At 34.4% G+C, this 24,062-nt stretch carries 19 protein-coding genes and 2 pseudogenes; 9 read left to right on the top strand and 12 right to left on the bottom strand.

Annotated features, from left to right (window positions below; all coding sequences use genetic code 11):
- The first annotated feature begins 267 nt into the window (after positions 1 to 267).
- The 3 genes from RRF69_RS10610 to RRF69_RS10600 all read left to right on the top strand — a co-directional run bounded on the left by RRF69_RS10610 (position 268) and on the right by RRF69_RS10600 (position 4,508).
- Positions 268 to 2,106, top strand: coding sequence for an SLC13 family permease (locus RRF69_RS10610; protein ID WP_316941139.1), 1,839 nt, complete (start codon positions 268 to 270; stop codon positions 2,104 to 2,106).
- A 27-nt stretch (positions 2,107 to 2,133) separates the two neighbouring features.
- Positions 2,134 to 3,762, top strand: a complete 1,629-nt coding sequence (pckA, locus tag RRF69_RS10605; RefSeq protein WP_316939757.1) for a phosphoenolpyruvate carboxykinase (ATP) — start codon at positions 2,134 to 2,136, stop codon at positions 3,760 to 3,762.
- Between the two features lie 62 nt (positions 3,763 to 3,824).
- The gene (locus tag RRF69_RS10600; protein ID WP_316939756.1) at positions 3,825 to 4,508 is read left to right on the top strand and encodes a DUF2490 domain-containing protein; all 684 of its coding nucleotides are present in this window, start codon (positions 3,825 to 3,827) and stop codon (positions 4,506 to 4,508) included.
- A 2-nt stretch (positions 4,509 to 4,510) separates the two neighbouring features.
- Here the strand turns inward: RRF69_RS10600 and RRF69_RS10595 are convergent, their stop codons facing one another.
- A complete protein-coding gene (locus tag RRF69_RS10595; RefSeq protein WP_316939755.1) occupies positions 4,511 to 5,668 on the bottom strand; it encodes a PLP-dependent aspartate aminotransferase family protein in 1,158 nt (385 codons plus the stop codon).
- 75 nt (positions 5,669 to 5,743) lie between these two features.
- Here RRF69_RS10595 and RRF69_RS10590 point away from each other — a divergent pair, with 75 nt between their 5' ends.
- Positions 5,744 to 6,439 carry a DUF2520 domain-containing protein gene (locus RRF69_RS10590; RefSeq protein ID WP_316939754.1) on the top strand — a complete coding sequence of 232 codons (696 nt, stop codon included), beginning with the start codon at positions 5,744 to 5,746 and terminating at the stop codon, positions 6,437 to 6,439.
- Positions 6,429 to 6,953: an HAD-IIIA family hydrolase gene (locus tag RRF69_RS10585; RefSeq protein WP_316939753.1), complete on the top strand. Its 525-nt coding sequence runs from the start codon at positions 6,429 to 6,431 to the stop codon at positions 6,951 to 6,953. Before RRF69_RS10590 ends, RRF69_RS10585 begins: the two co-directional genes overlap by 11 nt.
- Positions 6,954 to 6,980: 27 nt before the next feature.
- Here RRF69_RS10585 and RRF69_RS10580 read toward each other — a convergent pair whose 3' ends face one another.
- Positions 6,981 to 7,622 carry a protein-L-isoaspartate(D-aspartate) O-methyltransferase gene (locus RRF69_RS10580; protein ID WP_316939752.1) on the bottom strand — a complete coding sequence of 214 codons (642 nt, stop codon included), beginning with the start codon at positions 7,620 to 7,622 and terminating at the stop codon, positions 6,981 to 6,983.
- 156 nt (positions 7,623 to 7,778) lie between these two features.
- Between RRF69_RS10580 and RRF69_RS10575 the strand changes: the two genes are divergently transcribed.
- Together RRF69_RS10575 and RRF69_RS10570 are read left to right on the top strand one after the other, a co-directional pair.
- Positions 7,779 to 8,738 carry a Gfo/Idh/MocA family oxidoreductase gene (locus RRF69_RS10575; protein WP_316939751.1) on the top strand — a complete coding sequence of 320 codons (960 nt, stop codon included), beginning with the start codon at positions 7,779 to 7,781 and terminating at the stop codon, positions 8,736 to 8,738.
- Between the two features lie 129 nt (positions 8,739 to 8,867).
- On the top strand, positions 8,868 to 9,755 hold the full coding sequence (locus RRF69_RS10570) for a 3-hydroxybutyryl-CoA dehydrogenase (protein ID WP_316939750.1): 888 nt from the start codon (positions 8,868 to 8,870) through the stop codon (positions 9,753 to 9,755).
- Positions 9,756 to 9,966: 211 nt separating this feature from the next.
- Here the strand turns inward: RRF69_RS10570 and RRF69_RS10565 are convergent.
- The 4 genes and pseudogenes from RRF69_RS10565 to RRF69_RS10550 all read right to left on the bottom strand — a co-directional run bounded on the left by RRF69_RS10565 (position 9,967) and on the right by RRF69_RS10550 (position 14,271).
- Positions 9,967 to 11,081: pseudogene (locus RRF69_RS10565) on the bottom strand (efflux RND transporter periplasmic adaptor subunit).
- Between the two features lie 15 nt (positions 11,082 to 11,096).
- Positions 11,097 to 12,341: an ABC transporter permease gene (locus tag RRF69_RS10560; protein WP_316939749.1), complete on the bottom strand. Its 1,245-nt coding sequence runs from the start codon at positions 12,339 to 12,341 to the stop codon at positions 11,097 to 11,099.
- Positions 12,342 to 12,343: 2 nt separating this feature from the next.
- Positions 12,344 to 13,577 (bottom strand): annotated as a pseudogene (locus RRF69_RS10555) (ABC transporter permease).
- 1 nt (position 13,578) lies between these two features.
- Entirely contained in the window at positions 13,579 to 14,271 is a 693-nt protein-coding gene (locus tag RRF69_RS10550) for an ABC transporter ATP-binding protein (RefSeq protein WP_316939748.1), read from the bottom strand.
- 125 nt (positions 14,272 to 14,396) lie between these two features.
- Between RRF69_RS10550 and RRF69_RS10545 the strand changes: the two genes are divergently transcribed.
- Entirely contained in the window at positions 14,397 to 14,891 is a 495-nt protein-coding gene (locus RRF69_RS10545) for a thiol-disulfide oxidoreductase DCC family protein (protein WP_316939747.1), read from the top strand.
- On the top strand, positions 14,888 to 15,547 hold the full coding sequence (locus RRF69_RS10540; RefSeq protein ID WP_316939746.1) for an HAD family phosphatase: 660 nt from the start codon (positions 14,888 to 14,890) through the stop codon (positions 15,545 to 15,547). The genes RRF69_RS10545 and RRF69_RS10540 overlap by 4 nt, the downstream gene beginning before the upstream one ends.
- Before the next feature lie 750 nt (positions 15,548 to 16,297).
- Here RRF69_RS10540 and RRF69_RS10535 read toward each other — a convergent pair.
- From RRF69_RS10535 to RRF69_RS10510, 6 genes are all read right to left on the bottom strand, one after another.
- Entirely contained in the window at positions 16,298 to 18,601 is a 2,304-nt protein-coding gene (locus RRF69_RS10535; RefSeq protein WP_316939745.1) for an inorganic phosphate transporter, read from the bottom strand.
- 182 nt (positions 18,602 to 18,783) lie between these two features.
- Complete coding sequence (locus tag RRF69_RS10530; protein ID WP_316939744.1) at positions 18,784 to 20,562, bottom strand: Na/Pi symporter; 1,779 nt, start codon at positions 20,560 to 20,562, stop codon at positions 18,784 to 18,786.
- A 523-nt stretch (positions 20,563 to 21,085) separates the two neighbouring features.
- Entirely contained in the window at positions 21,086 to 21,841 is a 756-nt protein-coding gene (locus RRF69_RS10525; RefSeq protein ID WP_316939743.1) for a LytTR family DNA-binding domain-containing protein, read from the bottom strand.
- A 1-nt stretch (position 21,842) separates the two neighbouring features.
- Complete coding sequence (locus tag RRF69_RS10520; protein WP_316939742.1) at positions 21,843 to 22,313, bottom strand: DUF2306 domain-containing protein; 471 nt, start codon at positions 22,311 to 22,313, stop codon at positions 21,843 to 21,845.
- 45 nt (positions 22,314 to 22,358) lie between these two features.
- Positions 22,359 to 22,685 (bottom strand): 2TM domain-containing protein, encoded by a 327-nt coding sequence (locus RRF69_RS10515; RefSeq protein WP_316939741.1) that lies wholly within the window; start codon positions 22,683 to 22,685, stop codon positions 22,359 to 22,361.
- On the bottom strand, positions 22,682 to 24,043 hold the full coding sequence (locus tag RRF69_RS10510; RefSeq protein WP_316939740.1) for a 2TM domain-containing protein: 1,362 nt from the start codon (positions 24,041 to 24,043) through the stop codon (positions 22,682 to 22,684). Before RRF69_RS10510 ends, RRF69_RS10515 begins: the two co-directional genes overlap by 4 nt.
- Between the last annotated feature and the right edge of the window lie 19 nt (positions 24,044 to 24,062).

Raw genomic sequence — 24,062 nt, 5'->3', positions numbered from 1 at the left:
TCTTTCTAGTAAGAAATAAAGCTCAAGTTCTCTCAACTCAAAATATGAACTCTCAAAAATAACCAAATAAATAGAATAATTTCATAAAGCATTAGTTCTATTACGTTTTCGTTCTTTTAACTTTTCAATAATACAAAACAAATATTATCATAATGACAAAAATGAAAGACTGCCAAAAAGTATGATATATATCATAAAAACAAGCTCAGATTAGCTCTAAATTTATCTCTATAAAGAAAAAGAAAAAAACTCAAAAGATTGGATTTGATGACGTTAATGCTGGTGATTTTAACCATTACAATTGGTTTATTTATTTGGGGGAAATACCCTCCTGATGTAGTTGCTTTAGTTTCCATGCTGAGTTTGTTTTTATGCGGAATTCTAACTGTTTCTGAAACCCTTAGTGGGTTTAGCAACCCAACTGTGATTATGATTGGTTCATTATTTATCATTGGTGAAGGCTTATCACAAACAGGATGGACGGCCTTGGCAGGTAAGAAATTAATTGCCTTAGCGGGAAAAAGTATTCCAAAGTTATTGGTAATTATCACTTTGGGTTCAGGTATCCTCTCTGGATTTGTCAGTAATACCGGAACCGTAGCAACCCTTTTACCCACCTCAATTGCATCTGCATGGAGTATTGGTACAATGCCATCGAAAATATTAATTCCTGTTGCATTTGGATCGAATACGGGAGGTTTACTTACCTTGACGGGAACTCCACCAAACATCATTGTAAATAACGCTTTAATTAGTGCAGGTTTCGATGGGTTTTCTTTCTTTGAATTTGGTTTGATAGGACTCCCACTATTAGTCATAGCCATCCTCTACTTTCGGTATATAGGGTTTAAGTTATTACCAAAAAATAAGACCAATAACAAGCCCATTAATATTGATGCAACGCTTCATGAATGGATCGAAGCATATAAAATTGAAAATGACTATTATCGGTTGCGAGTTCGATCAATTTCTCCATTGATCAATACAAAAATTAGCAAATGGAATTTAGAAAATAAGTTTAAAGTCCATATTATCCGTTTGAAAAGAAGGCACTCAAATAGGTTGAAAGGAACTCAACCATTTATCGAATTTCCAGATAAAGGGACAAAATTCAAATATCACGACATTATTACCGTAAAAGGAAATACAGAAGACATCAATGCTTTAATGATCACATTTCGACTTGGGTTATTGCCAGTAAAATCTGCTCGAAATGAATTGCGAAACAACCTAATCAACCAAGAGGTTGGAATGTCTGAAGTGATTGTAACTCCCAAATCTTTTTTAGTGGGAAGAGAAATTAAATTACACGAATATTTTAAACGATATGACATTCAGTTATTAGCAACTTCAAGACATAAAAAACCCTATTTGGAAGATACCATTTCTGTAAATTCTGGAGATAGTTTTATTATTAGAGGATCTTGGGAAAATATCGAAAAACTGAAAAATCAACACAAAAATGTTGTGGTAATTGGTAGGCCCGAAGAAATGCTAAAAGACATTGACGAGTTAACACCAAAATCTTTCATCGCACTTGCTGCATTGATTTTTATGATTGTTTTACTGGTTTTTAAAATTGTTCCTGGAGCTATTGCTGCTTTACTGAGTGCTGGAATCATTTTATTCACTGGCTGTATTCCTTTTTCTAAAGCCTACAAAGTGATTAGCTGGACTAGTGTTGTCATGATTTCTGCTATGATTCCTATGGGACTTGCCATTCAAAAAACAGGGGCAGCAACAATGATTTCCAATTCTATGATTGAGTTTCTCGGAAAAGAAAACCCAATTTTACTGTTGGTAGGAATCTTCAGTCTAACGACCACTTTTAGCCAGTTTATCAATAATTCTGCAACTGCTGTTTTGATGGCGCCTATTGTTTTAATTGCAGCTAACACTATGCAAATTTCTCCAGAACCCTTGTTGATGACTGTTGCCATTAGTGCCTCTACTGCATTTTTAACACCCATAGGAACTACTACGAATGCAATGGTAATGAGTTCTGGGGGCTATCAATTTTTAGATTATTTAAAAGTGGGGGTTCCTCTCTTATTGCTCTTTTTAATAACGTCATTAATCCTCGTGCCAATAATTTGGCCATTTTAATATATTAATCATTAAATAAAAATAAGTATGAAAGCAAATTCAATTATTCCAAAAAAATCAGATTTAGAAGTTTACGGGATCAAAAATGCTACTGTAAATTGGAATCAAAGCCCAGAAGAGTTACAAAAAATAACTGTAGCCAAAGGAATGGGAACCGAAACAAAAAACGGAACTTTAGCGATCAACACTGGAAAATTTACTGGGAGATCGCCTCAAGACCGTTTTATTGTAAAAGATGAATATACTACAGATAAGGTTTGGTGGGGGAAAACAAACAAACTAGTTTCACCACATAATTTTGATAAACTACAAGCCAATATCGTAGACTATTTATCGAACAAAGAATTATATGTGAGAGACGGGTATGTCTGCGCTGACCCAACCTACAGAACAAACATCAGAACCGTAACAGAATATCCTTGGTCAAATCTGTTTGTATACAATATGTTTTTAAGACCTACCAATGAAGAACTTGCTATTTTTGAAGAAGACTGGTTGATTTTATGTGCCCCAGGTTATGTTTGTGATGCCCCAAAGGAATATGGAATTCGTCAAGGAAATTTTTCAATCATCAACTTTTCTAAAAAGGTTGCATTGGTTGGAGGTTCTGCCTATACAGGAGAAATGAAAAAAGGAATTTTTTCTGCATTAAATTTAATCTTACCTGTTGAAAGAAATGTTTTGCCAATGCACTGTTCTGCCAATGTTGGCGATAATGGAGATACCGCCATTTTCTTTGGTTTGTCTGGAACAGGAAAAACAACCCTTTCTGCTGATCCAAGTAGAAAATTAATTGGAGATGATGAGCATGGTTGGACTGCCGAAAACACTATTTTTAATTTTGAAGGTGGCTGTTATGCAAAAGTAATTGATTTGACCGAAGAAAAAGAACCCGATATTTTTAGAGCCATTAAGCTAGGAGCATTGTTAGAAAATGTGGTCTTTACAGAAAATGGCGATGTGGATTATATGGATGGATCCATTACTCAAAATACAAGGGTCAGTTATCCAATTGATCATATTGATAATATTCAAAAGCCTTCTTTTGCAGGAAATCCAAAGAATATTTTCTTTTTAACCTGTGATGCTTTTGGCGTATTACCTCCAGTTTCAAAATTAACTCCAGGGCAAGCTGCCTATCACTTTATTTCTGGATATACTGCCAAAGTAGCAGGAACTGAAGCAGGAATTACAGAACCTGTCCCCTCTTTCTCTGCATGTTTTGGAGAGCCTTTTATGCCATTGCATCCAACAAAGTATGCCGAAATGTTGAGTAAAAAAATGACAGATGCGGGCGTAAACGTTTGGTTGATCAATACTGGATGGACCGGTGGACCTTATGGTATTGGTTCTCGAATCAAATTAAAATATACAAGGGCGATGATTACTGAAATTTTGAAAGGAAGCTTAGATACTGTCGAATATGATCAGCATCCAATTTTCGGATTGTTTATGCCGAAATATTGTCCGAATGTTCCAACAGAAATGTTAGACCCAATGAATACTTGGTTACAAAAAGGAGTCTACATCAGTAAATCAATACATCTGGCACATTTCTTTCACTTAAACTTCGAGAAATTTGCTGAAAAAGCTTCTGATCATATCATTGAAGGTGGTCCATTAATCGATGAGCATCACCATTTAGATCATATGTAATTTCTTCTCTGGCTAGGTTTTTTTTGGAATATTTGAAAACCTAGCCTTTTTTTACCTTTTCTATGAAAACGAGACTTTTAGCTGCTTTGTTATTTTTGTTTTCCATTCATTGCACAAGTCAATTCGCTCCCGAAAAACACTTGGGAAGTTGGTCACTAATCTATGCAAACCATCAAATCTCAGAAAAATGGAGTATCCTCTCTGGTTTTGAAAAACGAAATTATAAAACCTTTCAAAACTACAATCTTAGCCTATACAGTTTGGGTATCAACTATAAGCTTTCAACCAAACTGAAAGCAACAGTAAGCTATCTTTACTTAGATATCGATCGGACCATTGCAACAGATACAGACCCAAATACAGAAGAACATAGATTCTATGCACAAGTTGCATATACCCCTAATATTTTTCAAAGTCCCTTTACTCATCGTTTTAGAATCGAACATAGAAATATAAATTCGAAAGGAGTTCTAACTTTACTAAACAGAGCGCGGTATCGATTAAAAACGAAAATTTTGCTAAATAAACAGTTATACCTAACAGCAAGTAACGAGTGTTTTTTTAATTTTAAAGGAAAGCTGTATACAGAGAATCGATTGTATTCGGCAATGGGATTCAAAGCCTCATCAAATTGTTCTTTTGAAGTGGGATACTTATACCAGTATATCAACCACATGCATCTAGATAGATTACAAATTGGACTTTTTTTGAAAACAGACTTCAGAAAACGAACAAATCACTCCTAAAGTTAATATTTGGTTTTTTCGATTGCCTGCTCTATGTCTGTTATTAAATCTTTCGACTCTTCAATGCCTACAGAAAAACGAATCAACCCATCACGAATGCCTCTTTCTAAACGCTCTTCAGGGCTCAACAATGCGTGTGTCGTTTGAGATGGACTTACCGTAGTACTCTCTAGACCTGCTAAACTCATTGAGGGTTTGATGAGTTGTAAATGATTTTGAAAAACCATGGGATCAATTCCTTTTTGCAACTCAAAAGACAACATAGCTCCAAATCCGTGCATTTGAGATTTTGCTAGCTCATGCTGTGGGTGACTTTTCAACCTAGGATAATACACCCGATCGATATCTGAATTTCCTTCTAAGTATTCCGCCATTTCTTGAGCATTTTTGGTCTGCTCTTTTACACGAAGGTTTAAGGTTTTTAAGCTTCGTTCTAACAACCAAACTGTTTGGTCGCTTAAATTTCCTCCAAAATTAATAGCTGTTTTCCAAATTAAATCTACATGAAACTGACTAGCAGCAATCGCTCCCGCAGAAATATCGGAATGCCCTCCCATGTATTTTGTAGCAGAATGTAAAATAATATCGATGCCTAAATCGGCAGGGGTCTGATTAATCGGGGAGGCAAAAGTATTATCGATCATGGTAATGATGGAATGTTTTTTTGCCAATCTAGCAATTGCCTTGATATCTGTGATTCCCAATAAAGGATTAGAAGGGGTTTCGATATATAGTACTTTGGTATTTTCTTTAATTAATGGTATGAAATCTTCCACTCGATCAGAGTCCGTAAAAGAATATTCAATACCATATTTGTCAAATTCTGAAACAATCAAGTTGTAAGTTCCTCCATAGATGACTTGTTGAATAATGATATGATCCCCTGTTTTTAAAAAAGCAAACATTGCAGTGCTGATTGCTGCCATCCCTGATCCAAAAATCAACCCTGCTTCGGTATGTTCTAAAGCAGCAATTTTTTTACACAACATTTCCTGATTTGGAGTATTAAAATACCTTGGATAGCGCTTTACATCTACCTGATCAAAGGCATAAGAAGTTGCCATATAAATTGGAGAAACCGCTCCTTTAAACTGTGTATCCTTAACTTCACCCACATGCACACATTGGGTATTGATTCCTAAGGTATTTTGCTTTTTCATTTGTTTCAAAAATTATAAAGCGAATTTAGGAAATCCTAAAGGAAGAATCTATAAAATTTGAATATCTTCGCTTACATGATTTCTATACTTATCATCGGAAACGGAAATGTGGCTACACACCTATACAAAGCACTCTTAAATATAGCTACAGTAAAGGTTCTAAAAATTAGTTCTAGAAATATTACAGTAGTACCGCAAGCAGATATCAGCATTCTTGCTGTTTCAGATAACGCAATTGCTGCGGTATCATCCAAAATTATCAATTCATTTGTAGTACATACTTCTGGAAGTTTTCCTATGGAAGCCTTGCAAAACGAAACAAACAAAGGTGTTTTTTATCTATTGCAAACGTTCTCAAAAGAGAAACCCATCGATTTTTCTAAAATTCCTATTTGCATAGAAACGACAAATAAAGAAAACTATGCCTTATTAGAAACCTTGGCAAAGACTCTCAGTAAAAACGTATATGCAATCAATTCTGAACAACGAAAAGCCTTGCATGTAGCAGCCGTATTTGTGAATAACTTCACCAATCATCTCTATACAATTGGAAAAGATCTCTGTAAAAACAACCAAGTTCCCTTTGAAATTTTACAGCCCTTAATTCAAGAAACAGCAGAAAAAATTAAAACACTATCCCCAGAGGAAGCACAGACGGGGCCTGCAATTCGCAATGATCAAAAAACAATCGACAGTCATTTAGCAATGCTGAACCCAAATCAACAAAATATTTATTCAATCCTTACAAAATCAATCCAAAATGGAAATTAGCTACAAACTATTATTGCCCAAAATCACCACTTTTATTTTTGATGTAGATGGTGTACTAACTAACGGAATGCTAACTATTATGCCCGATGGTGAATTGGTAAGACATATGAATGTTAAAGATGGGTATGCGATGAAGGTAGCCTTGAACAATGGATACCGAATTTGCATTATTTCTGGAGGAACCAATGAAGGGGTTCGAAAAAGATTGCATGCACTGGGGATTGAAGACATTTACCTAGGAGCTCACCAAAAAATAGAACAATATCAGGAATTGGTAAAAAAATACAATTTACTACCTGAAAACATTCTCTACATGGGAGATGATGTTCCTGATTTTCCAGTGATGAAATTAGTAGGCTTGCCAACTTGCCCAAATGATGCCGTTCCTGAAATTCAGGGAGTCGCTACATACATTTCTAACAAAAAAGGGGGCGACGGATGTGTGCGAGACGTGATTGAACAAGTGATGCGTGTGCAAGGGAAGTGGAATCTTTATGCTGATGCCACTTTATAAGTACCAGTGATCGATTAGCCGTAAACGCTAATTCTTTTCTTCCAACATCGGAACAAAGGCAAAATCACCCAATTCGTGTTTTTCAAATTCTTTGGAAGATTTTCGAATAAACAAGGTCATCATTTGTGTTTGATCTCCTACTGGAATCAACAACATCCCTCCTACCTTTAACTGCGATAATAAAGGTTTCGGAACAAAAGGAGCACCAGCAGTCACAATTATTTTGTCAAAAGGAGCCTGAGAGGGCAAGCCCTTGTAACCATCGCCAAAAATAAATTTCTTAGGGTTATAGCCTAACTTCGGCAAAAATAAAGATGTCTTTTTAAACAATTCGTGTTGTCTTTCGATCGTATAAACAGATGCTTTCAATTCGAGTAAAACTGCTGTTTGATAACCTGATCCAGTTCCAATTTCTAATACTTTATCATTGGGTTTTATTTCCAATGTTTGTGTCTGAAAAGCTACTGTATAAGGTTGAGAAATGGTTTGTTCGGCAGCAATCGGAAATGCTTTATCTTTGTATGCATGATCTTCAAAACTACTGTCAATAAATAAATGACGAGGGATTTCCCGAACTGCATTTAGCACTTTTCCATCTGTAATCCCTTTCGCTCTTAAGACGTTAGCCAGCTGATTTCTAAGTCCTTGATGTTTTGATGTGTCTCTCAATTCTAGTTCGTTTCTAAAAGCTTAAAAGTAGTAATAAATCCAAATACAATCTTATAAAATTGTATATTTGTTATTGGATTTTTTTTGATTTGATCTAAAAAGCCAAACACTAATTTAAGGACGTCATCAAGGGAAAGAATGGCCAAAAATATATTTATGCTAAAAGCTGGAGTATTAGGTGCGGGTCATCTAGGGAAAATTCATTTACGATTATTAGAACAATCTGAGAAATTCGAATTGGTAGGATTTTACGATCCCCATACTGAAAATGCAGAAAAAGTAGCCAAAGAATTTGGCTATACATTATTCGAATCACTTGATGATTTGATCGCTGCTGTGGAGGTAATCGATATTGTTACACCTACACTCTCTCATTTTGATTGTGCAAAAAAAGCAATCGAAAGTGGCTGTCATATATTTGTTGAAAAGCCAATCACAAAAACAGTATTGGAAGCAGAAGCTATCAAAACATTAGCCAGTCAACATCATGTAAAGGGACAAGTTGGACATGTAGAGCGTTTTAACCCTGCTTTTACTGCCGTTCAAGACATGATTCAAAATCCAATGTTTATTGAGACCCATAGATTGGCAGAGTTCAACCCAAGAGGAACCGACGTTCCTGTTGTTTTGGATTTGATGATTCATGATATAGACATCATTCTCTCAGTTGTAAAATCGAAAGTAAAAAATGTGCATGCAAGTGGAATTTCCGTAATTTCTGAAACTCCTGATATTGCAAATGCACGAATTGAGTTTGAAAATGGATGCGTTGCCAATTTAACTGCCAGCAGAATTTCAATGAAAAACATGCGTAAATCACGTTTTTTCCAAAAAGATGCTTACATCTCTGTAGATTTTTTAGAGAAGGTATCAGAAGTCGTTCGAATGAAAGACGTTCCTGAAAATCCAGACGAATTTGCTATGATTTTACAAAATGCTGAAGGGGTTAAAAAACAAATTTATTTTGACAATCCATCAGTAGAAGCCAATAATGCAATTTTGGACGAATTGGAATCTTTTGCGGACGCTATTGAAAACGACACAGAACCAGTCGTTTCTTTAGAGCATGGAACAGAAGCTTTGAGAATTGCTCAACAAATAATTAATTGTTTCTAAAAAAATTAAGATCGATTTAAATTTAGGAATTTGCGATAGGATTGAGTAGTTTGTTTGAGCTCTTTCGCAATTTGTTGCGACAAACAAGAAGTGAAAACCGATTAAAACACCTAAATAAAAAGATACGCTATGAAAAATATCGCTGTTATAGGAGCTGGAACAATGGGAAATGGAATTGCGCACACATTTGCTCAGTTTCACTATAAAGTCCAATTAATCGATGTATCCCAAGAAGCATTGGACAAAGGAATTACTACGATTTCTAAGAATTTGGACCGAATGATTTCTAAAGAAAAAATTTCGGAAGCAGACAAAATGCAAACCTTAGCCAATATTACAACTTTTACGGCTATTGAAGAAGGCATACAATATGCCGACTTGGTTGTAGAAGCAGCTACTGAAAATAGAGCCTTAAAAACAAAAATTTTTAAAAAACTGGACGAATTGTGTCCAAAAGAAACCATTTTAGCGACCAATACTTCATCGATTTCAATTACTCAAATTGCTGCAGCAACCAACAGACCTGATAAGGTGATTGGTATGCATTTTATGAATCCGGTTCCAATAATGAAATTGGTCGAAATTATTAGAGGCTACAACACTTCAGATGAAGTAATGCAGATTACAGTTGATTTGTCAAAAAAAATTAATAAAATACCTGTAGCTGTGAATGATTACCCTGGGTTTGTTGCCAACAGAATTTTAATGCCTATGATCAACGAATCAATAGAAACCTTATACAATGGTGTAGCGGGTGTCCTTGAGATAGATACAGTAATGAAATTGGGTATGGCCCACCCAATGGGACCTTTACAACTGGCTGATTTTATTGGACTTGATGTTTGTCTATCGATTATGAATGTACTCTATGACGGCTTTAAAAACCCAAAATATGCTCCCTGTCCCTTATTAGTCAATATGGTAATGGCTGGAAAATTGGGAATGAAATCTGAAGAAGGATTTTATGACTACAGCGAAAGTAGAAAAGCAGAAAAAGTAGCTAAAATGTTCCTGTAAGCCTTTGAATAGCGTTTTTCTATAAAAAACCCTTTTATCAATGTTAGGTTTACAAGCCATTTGTGGTATTTACTGTTAATTTGGTACACAGAACTCAAAATAGTAACTTTGAACTAGCTCGCTTCAAAATAGAGATTCAATATCAATGACCAGATCAAAAAAAAGGAACCCAAATGGAGTTCCTTTTTTTGATTATTTTAATGTTGAAAGACTATTCTTCATCTTCTTCTTTCTCGTCTTTCTTAACTTTGTTCCAGATTTTGATTTCTTCTTCCAAAGTAACTCCCTCTAAAATTTCGACATTAACTCCATCTGAAGTTCCCAGTTTTAAGGTTCTTTTTTCAAAGCTTCCATCTTCCATTTTTACTTCTACATAGGGCTCTTCAGTTTTTCTATCAAACTTTAACAAAGCTTCTTTGATCGATACAACACTGTCTTTTTTTCTAAAACGATATCGGCATTGGCACTATATCCAGCACGAATAAAATATTCTTCATCCAATGTTACATCTGCTTTAATTTTGAATTGAACGGCTCCTCCTTCTTCAGTCCCTTTAGGAGCAATAAAGTTTAATTTCGCAGGAAATTTAACACCTTCAATGGCCCCAATAGAAACCTCAATCTCAGTTCCATTGATTAATTTACCCACTTCAGATTCGTCAACTTTTCCTTCAAAAATCATTTTACTCATATCGGCAATCGATGCGATGGTAGTTCCTGCATTAAAATTGTTGGACTGAATCACCTGATCTCCTTCCTTAACAGGAATTTCCAATAAGGTTCCCGACATTTGAGCAAGGATATTTGTGTTTGCTGCAGCTCCAGAACCGGATGACCCTTTCTTAATAATTTGATAATCATTTTCTGCATTTTTCAAATCTTGTTTGGCTTGATCATAGGTCAATTCAACCGACTCAAAGGCTGACTGAGCGATTACCCCTTTGTCAAATAATTGTTTATTTCTTCTATAGGTAATCTCCGCATTGTTGAGTCTCAACTTTGCATTGTCTACTCTACCACTAGCGCTTAACAAAGATTGTTCGTTAGGTACCACTCGTACTGTAGCAATCAAATCTCCTTTCTTCACCTTGGCACCTTCTAACAATAAAATTTTATCAATAATCCCAGTGATTTGTGGTTTGATTTCAATTTCTTCCAAAGGAGTCACCTTTCCTGTTGCCACCGTTTTCTTGACAATGGTAGTTTTGAAAGGTTTTTCAGTTTCATACAAAATGATATTCTTTTTGTTTTTCACACCGAACCAAACTAATGCGGCGATAAAACAAATGACGATACTACCTAAAATGATTTTTGCTCTTTTACTCATGATTTTTTGATTGATTTATTCTTCTCTTAATGCTTCTATGGGTTTGACAATTGTTGCCATGTGGGCTGGAATCAAACCGATACAGGTTCCTAAAATAATTAATGTTGTAAATGCTGCTAAAATAATGGGAATGTTTACCGTTGGATTGATCAATGTAGCCTCATCTCCTTGGCCGAATAAAGAATCAATGATCATTAACACTGAGGCTCCGAAAATTATTCCCAGCATTCCTGCAACTGTTGTCAAAAATACCGATTCTAATATAATTTGTTGTCGAATGCTTTTTGGTGTTGCTCCTAAGGCTCTTCGAATTCCAATTTCCTTGGTGCGTTCTTTTACAGTAATCAACAAGATATTTCCAATGGCAAATACTCCTGCAATGAGTGTAGCAATTCCTACAAACCAGGTTAAAAATTGCATTCCTGTTAAAAATCCTGTCATTTTTGCAATCCTTGTCCCCAAGTTGAAAGAACCAAAAGCGCGTTCATCTTCAGGATGTACTTTGTGCAAACTCTTTAAGGTTAAAATGATGTCACTTTCCATTTGTTCAATATCAATCCCTTCGTTGGCAGTAACCACCATCCAGGCAATATTATTGGCGGTGTTGTATACTTTTTTAAAGGTAGAAAAAGGAATGTATGCCGTTTCACCGTCTAGGTCGATTCCGTTAGAAGGTCCGTAAACCCCTACCACCTTATAATTAATGCTGTTGATTTTAATATACTCTCCAATTGGTTTTTCTCCTTTATCAAACAATTGCTTGTACATTTCTTCAGAAATCACCGTAACCTTGGCCGTTGATAAAATATCATTGGTATTCAAAAAACGTCCAAAGATGATACTCTTCTTTTGAATTTGGTCTAGAACTGGAAAATCCCCACTCACTTGAAAATTACCCGATTTAAATGCTCTGACAATTAAGTTATTTGTTTGATTTCTGGGAGCCAATAATTTAATTTCATTCTCATATTCAGACTTCAATACATCAATATCCTTCGTTTTTAAACTGAACTGTCTCCCTTTTTGAAACCCTTTAAAAGGAGTGTCTGTAGACTGTGTCCAAATAAATACACTGTTTGTGGCAAAATTCCCAAAAGCATTCTTAAAATTATTCTCTAAACCTCTCGCTGCTCCTAACAAAACTACCAACAAGAAGATGCCCCACAAAACCCCAATAATGGTGATCCCAGTTCGTACTTTATTTTTACGGATGCTTCCGTAAATTTCTTGCCAAGTATCTGAATCAAATAAAAATCTCATAATTAATCTGCTCTTAATGCTTCAATAGGTTTAATTTTTGCAGCTCTTTTCGCGGGTACATACCCTGCAATTAATCCTGAAAGAATTAAAATAATAGTGGCACCTATGACAACCCCAGAGCTTACACTAGGATCTTTAATAAAATAATTTTCTTCCAAACTATCTCCAATAAAGCTCAGTAGATAGGTTCCTAAAGACAAACCTGCATAGCCTGCAATAGTTGTAATCAATACCGATTCTTGAACAACCATTCCTACAATTGAACCAAGGTGTTGCACCTAAAGCCTTTCGGATTCCAAATTCTTTCGTACGTTCTTTGATTACAAAAATCATGATATTGCTTATACCGATAATGCCTGCAATCAATGTCCCAGAGCCAATAAAAGCAATGATGATGTACAATGCCAACATGATGACTCCTACAAACTTATTGGCTTCAGCCATATTCCGTACCGACAAGGCACTTTGATCATCTGGATGAATATTTAGTTTTTTACGCATATCGCGTTCAACTTTTTTTCCAAAAGCAATGGCTGCATCTGTACTTAAATTAGGGTTATAACCTAAATTAATCTGACTGATATAGTCATTGTTTCCATACATCATTTGAGCTGTAGTTACTGGCAAATAGGCTAATCGTTCTTCATTGTCACCTCCCTCATCAGAAAAAATTCCAATGATTAAAAAGGAACTCCCATTTACGTTGACACGTTTTCCCAAGGCAGGTAATTCCCCAAATAAATCTTTTTTTATCAGTCTTCCTAAAACAATTACTTTGGACTTTTGGCGTAAATCTCGATCATTCAAATACCGACCTTCCTCCATAATCGTTTTTTCTAAAAACTGATGATCTGGATGCACGGCCCTTACACTATACGTATTGGCTTCATTTTTATATTTGATAGAAAAATTCTTATAAATTCGTGCAGATTGATACTGAATCTTGTCTGCATATTCTTCGGTAACGTAATTGTAATCGGTATTTTTAAGCTGAATGCTTCTACCTGTTTGTAATCCTTTATATGGTTTTGTTGTTTTCCATACTCGAACAAACATCATATTCTGAGCATCATCTGCAAAAGCACCTTTAAAAAAGTTTCCCAATCCGCTGGCAACACCCAATAATAACGTGAATAATAAAATAGCAAAAGCAACAGTAAAACCAGACATTACAGAACGCAATCGGTTTTTATTGATGCTTTGAAATATTTCTCTCCAACGATCGATATCAAACATATTATACTGCTTTAGCCGCTTTTGTTAATTCATCACTGATAATTACACCGTCCTTCAAACGAACTATTCGCTCAGTTTGAGCGGCAATTTCTTCCTCGTGGGTAATCACAAAAACAGTCATTCCATCATTGTTGATCTCTTTTAGTAAATCCATCACCGAGTCTGAAGTAGTCGAATCCAAGGCTCCAGTCGGTTCATCAGCCAAAACTACTTTGGGTTTTGTAACCAATGCTCTCGCTATTGCAACCCGTTGTTTCTGACCTCCTGAAAGTTCACTTGGCAAATGATTTGCCCAATCTTTTAAGCCCACCCGATCAAGATAATCCATCGCAACTTTTAAACGCTCTTTTCGATTCATTCCTTTATAATACAATGGCAATGAAACGTTTTCGAGGGCCGTTTTGTAGGAAATAAGATTGAACGATTGAAATACAAAACCTAAAAACTTATTTCTAAGGATGGCTGCTTTCTTCTCGTTTAGATTTTTGATAAGATCTCCATTCAAATAATAATTTCCTTCATCATGAATATCAAGCAGGCCAACGATATTTAATAACGTAGATTTTCCAGACCCAGAAGACCCCATGATAGAAACGAACTCCCCTTCTTTAATATGTAAATCAATTCCTTTTAAAACATGTAAAGAATCCTTTCCAATAGGATAGGATTTGTGAAGCTTTTCAATTTTAATCATCTGCTGCTTAATTTTTGGTAAAAGTACTGAATGGTATTCGTTGTCCTGTTTCAAATCTGTTCAAAACAGTCAACAAATATAAGACGTTTAAAAATTAAAAATGTTACACAACGTATCTAAAAAAGATGAAGTACTTTTGTGCAAAACAAAAAAAAGAAAACAAGTGTATGATTGTGTACCCTCCAGATAAAAAAATTATTCTATTTGATGGAGTCTGCAATCTATGCAACACTGCTGTTTTAAAAGTGATCCAACACGATCTAAAAAATCGGTTTGTCTTCTGTCCCCTTCAGTCGGAAGCTGGACAACAAATACGCAACTCCTTGAAGATTGATGCTGTAAAATTAGACAGTCTAATTCTATATACACCGGGTATTTCCTATGAAATTAAAGCGAATGCCGTTTTGCAAATCATGAACGATCTTGGCGGATTCTGGAAATTGACTCAAATTTTTTGGATTCTCCCAGAAGTTGTTCGAAATCATCTCTATGATTGTATTGCCAAAAATAGGTACCGATGGTTTGGTAAAAAACAGCAATGCATGCGCCCCACACCTGAACTGAATGCAAGATTTTTAGAAACGGCTTTACCCAAAATTCACGAACAAAAAAATCCATGAAAAACATCCCAAAAAATATCCGATGCGTCATTTTTGATATGGATGGCGTCATTATCGATTCCGAAGAAATTCACAAAAAAGCCTATTATGAAACCTTTGTATCTTTAGGCTTGGATGTTTCTGATGAACTTTATAAAACACTAACAGGCTCTTCTACCATCAATGCCTTTCAGAGACTGAGTACCCATTTTAACTTGGATGCCGACCTCGAAGAACTGGTATTGGACAAAAGAAGACGCTATACAGGTTATTTTGAAAATGACCCTCATCTTCATTTAGTTACCGAAGTAGAAGCACTAATACGCTATTTACATGCCAAAGGAATCACCTTAGTGCTTGCTTCTTCATCAGCAATGGAAAATATTGATCGAGTATTTGATCGTTTTAAGCTTCACTCCTACTTTAGTGCAAAAATTAGTGGTGCCGATTTGAAAGCTTCCAAACCCCACCCAGAAATTTTTGAAAAAGCAGCTCTTTTAGGAAACACTCCCAAAGAACAATGTGTCGTTATTGAAGATTCGGACAATGGCATTAAAGCTGCCAATGACGCTGGGATCTTTGTTATTGGCTACGCAAATGTACTTTCGGAAGGGCAAACTCTTGAAAATGCCGATACAGTGATAGACCATTTCTCTCAATTGAAAGAATTCCTATAAAGTTTTATTTCCAACGCACTTTCTTATAATTTATACGAAACGCATCATTATATAATTGTGCGTTTATTTTTTTGTTTTTTAATTTTTATTTATTAGCTTGCATTGATTTTAATTAAATAATTCTTCCTATAAAGAATTAATACAAATTTAGTTATATGCAGGATGCACATAAATTCAAATTTCAACAAAAACCAATTTAAACAAAAGAAAATTGATGAATATTAAAAAATAACATGAAAGATAAAGCACAAAAACTTATAATAATATTCTTAGCAATAATAATTATACTCCATAGTTTTTATGATAATTCAGTTGTAGATAAACTATTTACATTTGAATCAAATATTTGGGTCTATAGACTTTTTTGGACCCTCGTTGTAATTCTAAATTTATATGGGTATTTTTTAAAGAAAGAAAAAATCTCTGATAAAAAATAATAGTAGTATCACTATTGAAAGAGGTATCAATAAAGAAATTTCTCGATGAAACTATTCTCGAAGCTGAGCCATAGGGATAGTTCACTCATTTCATCTTAACCTGAAAAAGAAAAAAACTTATGAAAATATCGGAATGATAGGATCCACTGGATTTAATAAAATTCACGTTAAAAAAGGCAAAAACTTAAATTCATATGGACCCAATTTTTGTGAAGAAAATTCAAAATTATGAGGATTGGCATATCTATAAAACCCCTTTCTAAAAATGAATCTTAGAATAGGGGTTTTGATTGGTTCAATACTCGAATCCGATTTAAGGAACCATTGTTTCGTCTTCTTTTGGAGGCTCTATACTCGGAATGGTAGCAGGTTCTATAGAACTATCATGTGAACTATGGTATTCTTCTAACAAATTCATAATGGCATTCATCAAATCTTTAGTTTCCAACAAAATGCTGAAATATAAGGTGGTGTTTTTGGGACTTGACTCCTCTGTACGTGTTCTTTTTACTTGTGCTTTTATTTTAGTCTTCACCAAATCATAGACTTCCCTTTTCTCACTAATAATCACTCCAATCTCTTCAAAAGAACCCGACTTGAAAGCTTTTTGTGTATCAATAAACAAATGGTTGAGCTTGGTGTATATTTCTTCCAATTCATGATTTTGAGAAGTCTTAAGTTTTTTATGATTGTTGTTTACATGCTTGTAAATAACTTTTGAAATGTATTCTAAAGACTGTGAAATATCCTGTAAATATCCCAAAATATTGATATAAAAACCACTCGCTTCAACACTAGATTCTTCTAAATTTTTAATAAAAAAGAAAATATTATCTCTCAAATCATCTACTTCTTCTGAAAGTTTAACGACTTGCCCCTTCCCTTTTTGAAGTAAGTAAATATCTTGTTTTGCAAGACCCAAAATAGAATTTTCATAAATCTGATTGGTTCGCTTAATTACTTTAGCAATATTTTTAGCACTTTCTTGAATCACCCCTTGAACTGACCTACTCTCCGAGTTGAGTAAGCGATCCTCATGAACAACTTTATTTGATTTTATTTTATGAGAAGCATAATTTCGATACAACAAAACAGCTGTAATAATCAATAGGATTGGGATGACAATTTTGGGGTTCCAAGAAATCAGCAACACTACAACTCCAGAAGCAAAGAAAGCACCAATTGCAGTTCCAAACCAACCTCCAATGACATTCAAAACACCCGCAACACGATATACAGCACTATCTCTTCCCCAAGCTCTGTCAGCAAGTGAAGTACCCATAGCCACCATAAAAGTTACATAGGTGGTCGATAAAGGGAGTTTCATTGAAGTAGCAATGGCAATTAAGATTCCTGCAACCATCAAATTTACAGAAGCACGGATCATATCAAATGCAGGAGCTTGAAGACTTTGATCTTTTGTAAGAATCAATTCTGGTTTCTTAAAACTATTGTTAATTCGAGACTGAATGGCTTTAGGCACTAGAGGACTGAAATAATCTGATAATTGGGTAATTCCTCTGACAAGTCCTCGAGAAATTCGGTTGGGTTGAAATTTTTCATGTGTTTCCCCTTGACGTGACAAACCTATTTCTGTTTCAGCTACTGTTTTAGCTTTCTTAGAAAACCAAAGGGTCAATACCATAATTCCACCCGAAAGGAATAATAAAAATGGCTCTGCAGGAACTTTCTTATCCAATACTTCCATCGAAAATAAAGAAGCATCAACACCCGATACCACCCATGCCTCGTATGAATGATAGGCTGCCATTGGAACTCCAATAAAATTGACCAAATCATTTCCAGAAAACGCTAATGCCAATCCAAAAGTACCTACTAAAATTACAAAAAGAAGCACGGTTTTGTTAGTGATTATTTCAAAAAGATAAGCAAAAAAAGTCCAGAACACAAAACTTCCCAATAATATATACAATTCATTCCCTACCATAAATCCCTTTAATTCTCCAGCATAGGGTGTCCCTTTTAAGCCTTTCAAAAAAATAAAGTAGGTAATTGCTGTTAAAGCAACACCTCCAAACAAAGCTCCAAAATTTTTGATTTTTTTCTCATTGTGAAAAGTGAAAACAACTCGTGAAAACCATTGCACCAGAGCACCAACAGAAAAAGCAATGACAACGGATAGTAAAATTCCGAAAATGATTTCCATCGCTTTTTTTGTATTGATAAAATTCCCTAAATCAGCTAGGGTGAGTACTTCTGATTGTGATATTTTTATCAACGACATCATAACGGCAGCTCCCAAAAGATTAAAAACAATTGAAACTGTCGTGGAAGTGGGTAGCCCCAAGGTATTGAAAAAATCTAACAGCAGTATGTCTGTAATCATCACCGCCATAAAAATAAGCATGATATCATCAAACATAAATTGACTAGGTACAAAAATTCCTTTTCGAGCAACTTCCATCATTCCGCTAGAAAAGACCGCTCCAATAAAGATTCCTAAACTGGCTACAATCATAATCGTTTTTAACGAAATGACCTTTGATCCAATAGCGGAATTTAAAAAGTTTACAGCATCATTACTAACACCAACGATAATATCTACAACGGCTAAAATTGTAATGGCAATTAAAATGTACAAATAAATGTGTTCCATAATTCATGAATATTAGCCTACAACACCTAAAGCATTGTAGATGATTTGTAATTCAATATTATTAATTAAAAATGGGGGGGTTATTATTGCCAGTACACACAAATTTAGTTAAGTTGATATTAAATTACCGTTAGCTAATCATTAACTTTATGTTAACAAAAAAAACAACGAAATCGAAAGTTTTATTGATTCACTTGAAGTTGCTCATGGGTTTCAAAAAGATTGTCATTTTCTCCATAAAGTAGTTCAGCCACAGAAATTAATTTTTTGATCATATCATTTACATTGGAATAATCATTGAAAAGAGAGGAAGCCATTTCGGCAGAAATTAAATCCTTTCGAATAAGAGCATCAATCGATTGGTTACTGATGCGAATGTGCTCTTTCGCTTCTGATTTTAATGCAGCCAATTTTAAGGCAAATTCAGAAGAATCTTCTTCCGTTCTAAAGAGATAAATTACACGTAGTACTTTAGTCACTTTCTTTCTAAATCCATCGTATTCTTTTAATAAATGTGGATTTCCTATTGTTAAAGAAAAAGTGACATTTTTATTCAATTCTCGAACATCTTTAATAATTTCTACCATTTTGCGATTGGCAGTTTTAATATCTGTTACTGTTTTGTTCTGTTTTTTATTAAGCTTCAAGTCGTTTTGAATGATTGTTGCATATTTTAAGATTTCACCATAAATGGTTTTTACCTTGTGATAGTAAAGTTCTTCTATATTGACATGCATGTCTTCAGTAGATTTGTGAATGATTTTTTTAATCTTCTCATCCGATTTGATATCATTTCGATGTATATTGAGTCCATGAGCCACAATTTTAAAAATTGCGTTTTGGTATAAATATTTAGATTCATTGAACAAAGCAGTGATGGCTGAACTAGGGAACTCCAATACAGATTCGTTTAGATACTTCGGTTCATCAATTTCTTTATCTGCTTTTTCTTTAAAAACACTGATCAATAATTTTTCTAACTTCCCTAAAAACGGGATCATCAACAGCACTCCTAACAGATTAAAGATAGTATGAAAGATGGCTAACTTTAAGGTAAAATCCGTTTCTGAAATATGAAATATATCTGCAATATTATTTACCAATCTCGCTAATGGAAAAATAAAAAGTAAGGCAACGACTCCTGTAAGAATATTAAAAACAAAATGTCCTCCAGCTAATCTTTTACCAGCGACATTGGAACCCAGCGAACCTAAAATTGCAGTGATAGTGGTTCCTACATTTGCACCAATCGCCAGAGCTAATGCATTCTCATATTCAATTTGTTGGGCAGCCAAAGCAGTCAAAATCAGCGCCAAAGTAGCACTACTGGATTGCAAGATGGTAGTAATCATAATTCCCAAACCTGTATAGATAACGGCACCCAAAAAGCCCGTTACCGCAAATTGAGTTAAGTCGATATGATCTTTGAAAACATCGAAACCCTCTTTCATATAAAAAATTCCTAAAAAGAAGAACCCCAATCCTGCCAATACATTTCCAATTCCTTTGAAAGATTTCTTCTTCTGAAAAGAAAAAATCAACCCAAAAATTAATACAGGCATCGCCAAAGAGGAAATTTTAATTTTCAACCCAAAACCAGCAACCAACCAAGCGGTAGCAGTGGTTCCAATATTTGCACCAAAAATGAGTCCTAAACCACCTGAAAGAGTAATCAATCCTGCACTAATAAATGAAATGGTAATCACAGACACCAAAGAACTGGACTGTATAAATGCGGTTACAAGCGCACCTGCAGCAATACTTTTATACAATTTGTTGGTAGCGTTTTTTAAGATTTTTTGAAGAGGCCCTTTGGTAAAAACCTTAAAACCTTCCTCCAACATAATCATTCCAAAAAGTAGAATCGCTACCCCTGCTAGAATTGTTTTAAAATTCGGATTGAAATACAATGTGATCGCCAAGACGACTAATAATGAGAAAAACAACAATCGTTTTAACATACTATAGATTTAATGAGTCTCAGACTCTGTTGATATACAGATTCAAAAAAAACAATCCCAAAACTCACAGTTATTGAAGATTGCATTGGAGGACTCAAAAAATGTATTGAAAAGGTAACTTTTTAGAAATAGTCAATGAGATTGACTTAGATGCAGAACATCTGGTATGCGATCCCAATTACAATTTACACAAAGCACCTATAAATAGTTGCAAAACTATTCAAATCAATAGATTTAGTAAGCACTCACAAAATGTTAAACACGATAAAACTCGCTTGTAAAGACTCTAATGAGGCATGTAAGTTGGGATAGAATTATTATAGAAATAGTGTCCTCAAAGCTCTTTAATCTTTAACAATTTGAACACTAATTTAATAAAAAACTCTTAAAGTAATTAAAATTATATTTTTTTTTGAATTTATTTTAAAGGAATCAATTGTCAAAGAAACTCATTGAGATCGAGAGTTCCACAAGGAAGAATCAGAAGAAGGTGAAAAAAAATAGAATTCCACAAAAATAAGGGTCAACCTATCCAGTTTTTAAACTCTTTAACACGTTCTCTACTTACAATAATCTCTGAATCGTGATAACTGTTTAAAATCAATTTCAACCTGCTATTCGAAAAGGCAATAATATCTTTGATGGCATCCATTTGAACGATAAAAGTTCTATTCACTCTAAAAAAACGAATAGGGTCTATCTGTTTTTGCCAGTGCTCTAATGAGTTATCCAACAAGTAACTTCTCTTTTCTTTGGTGAAAATATAGGTAGATTTGTTTTCACTGAAAAAGCATTCTACCTCACCAATTGGAATTATTTTAATGTGCTGCCCTACTCTAACCGTAAGACGTTTTTTAAATTTTTGATCTACTGGGTTTGCAAATAATTTCCGAATATCCTCTATACTAAGCCCAAGAGCTGCTACTCTTTTTTGCTGAGTTCTAAATTTTTCTACTGCTACTTGCAATTCTTCTTCATCAATAGGTTTTAATACATAATCGATGCTGTTCAATTTAAAGGCTTTTAAGGCATATTCATCATAAGCTGTGGTAAAAATAATCGCAGATTGTATTTCAACCTCTTCAAAAATTTCAAAAGACAATCCGTCGGATAATTGAATGTCCAAGAAAATCAAATCTGGATGCTCATTTTCTAAAAACCACTGAATGGATTCTTCAACTGAATGAAGCATTGTATGCGCATCAATACCAATAGCTGAGAGCATTCTTTTCAATCTTCTTGCTGCTGGTTTTTCGTCTTCTATAATCAATACATTCATTCTACTTTAATTTTAATTGTTTTGCTTTTTTATTGATGAGGATCGCTCCAAAAATGGAAGTAAGTAACATTGCTACACATACAGCTGCCCAAAATTGCAAACTATTTTTGGCAAAACGGGTTCCAATTTCTGCCCAGAACGCACAATACAACCCAACAACAGACCAATTCATATAATAAAAATGAAAATACATCCATTTTTTCACTCTTAGCAAGGTTGGAATTATTGCCAATAAAACGGTGAGCAAACTAATAATTGCCAGTCCATGAAAGAGACTAAATCCTCCAAAATTTACAATCCAAAAAGAAGTGATATTCAATAATAGCATGCAAACAACATATATAGATCCCATTCTTTTATGAGTTGTAGTCCCTTTCTTTTTCTGTACCACAAGCGCTCCAAAAACCATTGCCAAAATAGCAAATAGGGTATGAAATAATCCCATATTACTATGTATGATAGTATTCAGCATCTCTTTAATGTTTATTTATTTCAACTTTAATTCTTTAGGAACAATCTACTTTCTCCGTTCCTCTTTCTCCATCAACTCTTTAATTTTTCGGTCTTCCCAGTCTTTTCCAATAAGAGAAATAAAACCAAAAACACCCAACCCATGAACGAAGACCCCAATTCCCCAGAACAACCAAGTAGAATAGACTCCAAAATTTAAAATGGCATCAGTAAGGCTTAGAGATCCTCCCCGCATAAATCCAAAAATGATGAGCCCACTAATAAAGACATTCACTAAAACATAAACAATCAAGTGTATATAAAATCCTTTGATTTCTTTTACTCTCTTTTTCGCTTTCAAATACTGTCGTTCTTCTAAATAGTGATTTTTCATCTTATTTCTTTTCTATTTTTTTGTTCTTGCATGATTTCTTGAATCTTTTTCTCTTCCCAGTCACTGCCTAATAATAAGTTATAATTGTTTACGTCTAAAAAATGAAAAAACAATCCAATTCCCCAACCAAAAGCAGGAAACCAAAACCATTGAAATCCTGGAGAGATCCATAAGTTTATAAAAATCAAAAAAGGGATGACCAGACAATAGGTCACTAAATTTTGATAAAATTCTTTTAAGCGTCTGACCTTTTCTACAGCTTTTACATAGCTACTGTTTTCAAAATTAGTTTCTTTCATAAGATATTCTGGTTTTTTTAACAATGGTAAACTCACTGTAAATGTTTTGTGATTATTTTCAATTAAAACGTTTTTGCGACTCAGCAAGCCATATCGATCTGCTATATTTCCCAAACCAACTTGTGTGCTTTTTACAATGACTTCTTTTGGATTGCTATTGTTTTGAATATGCACATACCCCTCTTTCTCGAAAATGCTAATTTTTAAGGGCTGAGTAGCTGAAACTATATTGTGTTTTACCGCATTCTCTAAAAGCAACTGTAAAGAAAGAGGCACGATTTTGAACTCACTATTGTTTATCGTTTCTGGAATCACAAATTGTATAGCCCCCTCAAAACGCATCTTCAACAATTCCATATAGGCTTTTGCGAAAGTCAATTCCTCTTCCAAAGGCACTAGTTCTTTTGTTCGTTGTTCCAAAACATATCGATATATTTTTGATAGTTTAGTAGTAAATTTTTCTGCTTTCTCTGAATTTTCACCAATCAAACTAGTCAATACATTCAAACTATTGAATAAGAAGTGAGGATCCAATTGATTTTTTAAAGATTCAAATTTTGCGGTTTCTGTTTTTGCTACAATCTCTTGTTTGGTTGATTCTTGCATCATTGCAGCTTTCCATTTGATCATAAAACCTCTGGCATGTAAAAATGCAGAAACACCCAAAGAAAGAATAATGTAAAACAAATGTGCCCAAAAAAACTGTCCTTTGAAAAAATCAGAAGGATCCACTCCATTTAGAACAATAAATACGACATAATCAATCCCCAGCACAACAGGGATTGTATACAGAATCGTGGCAATCACTCCTGCCCAAACACGCTGATTGGTTTGGGTAATCCAACTCCATTTTTGAGATAAATAAGTATTGATAAAACCATTTCCAAAACCCAATCCATAGGAATACATTGCAGAAATTAACAATGACCATAAAAAGCCTTCTACTGTTCTCTGCCCAAATATGACAGCAAAAAACACTCCAAATATGAGGGTTATTTTTAAACATAAAAAGAATCCTTTTTTTAAGCTATTGATGGTAAATGCTTCTTGGTTGTTCATTTGTTTGAAATTATCTTTG

The sequence above is a fragment of the Polaribacter sp. HL-MS24 genome (assembly GCF_032758595.1).
Taxonomy (GTDB): Bacteria; Bacteroidota; Bacteroidia; order Flavobacteriales; family Flavobacteriaceae; genus Polaribacter.
The sequence above is the reverse complement of the archived record's forward strand: the minus strand, read 5'-3'. Positions and strand labels throughout refer to the sequence as shown.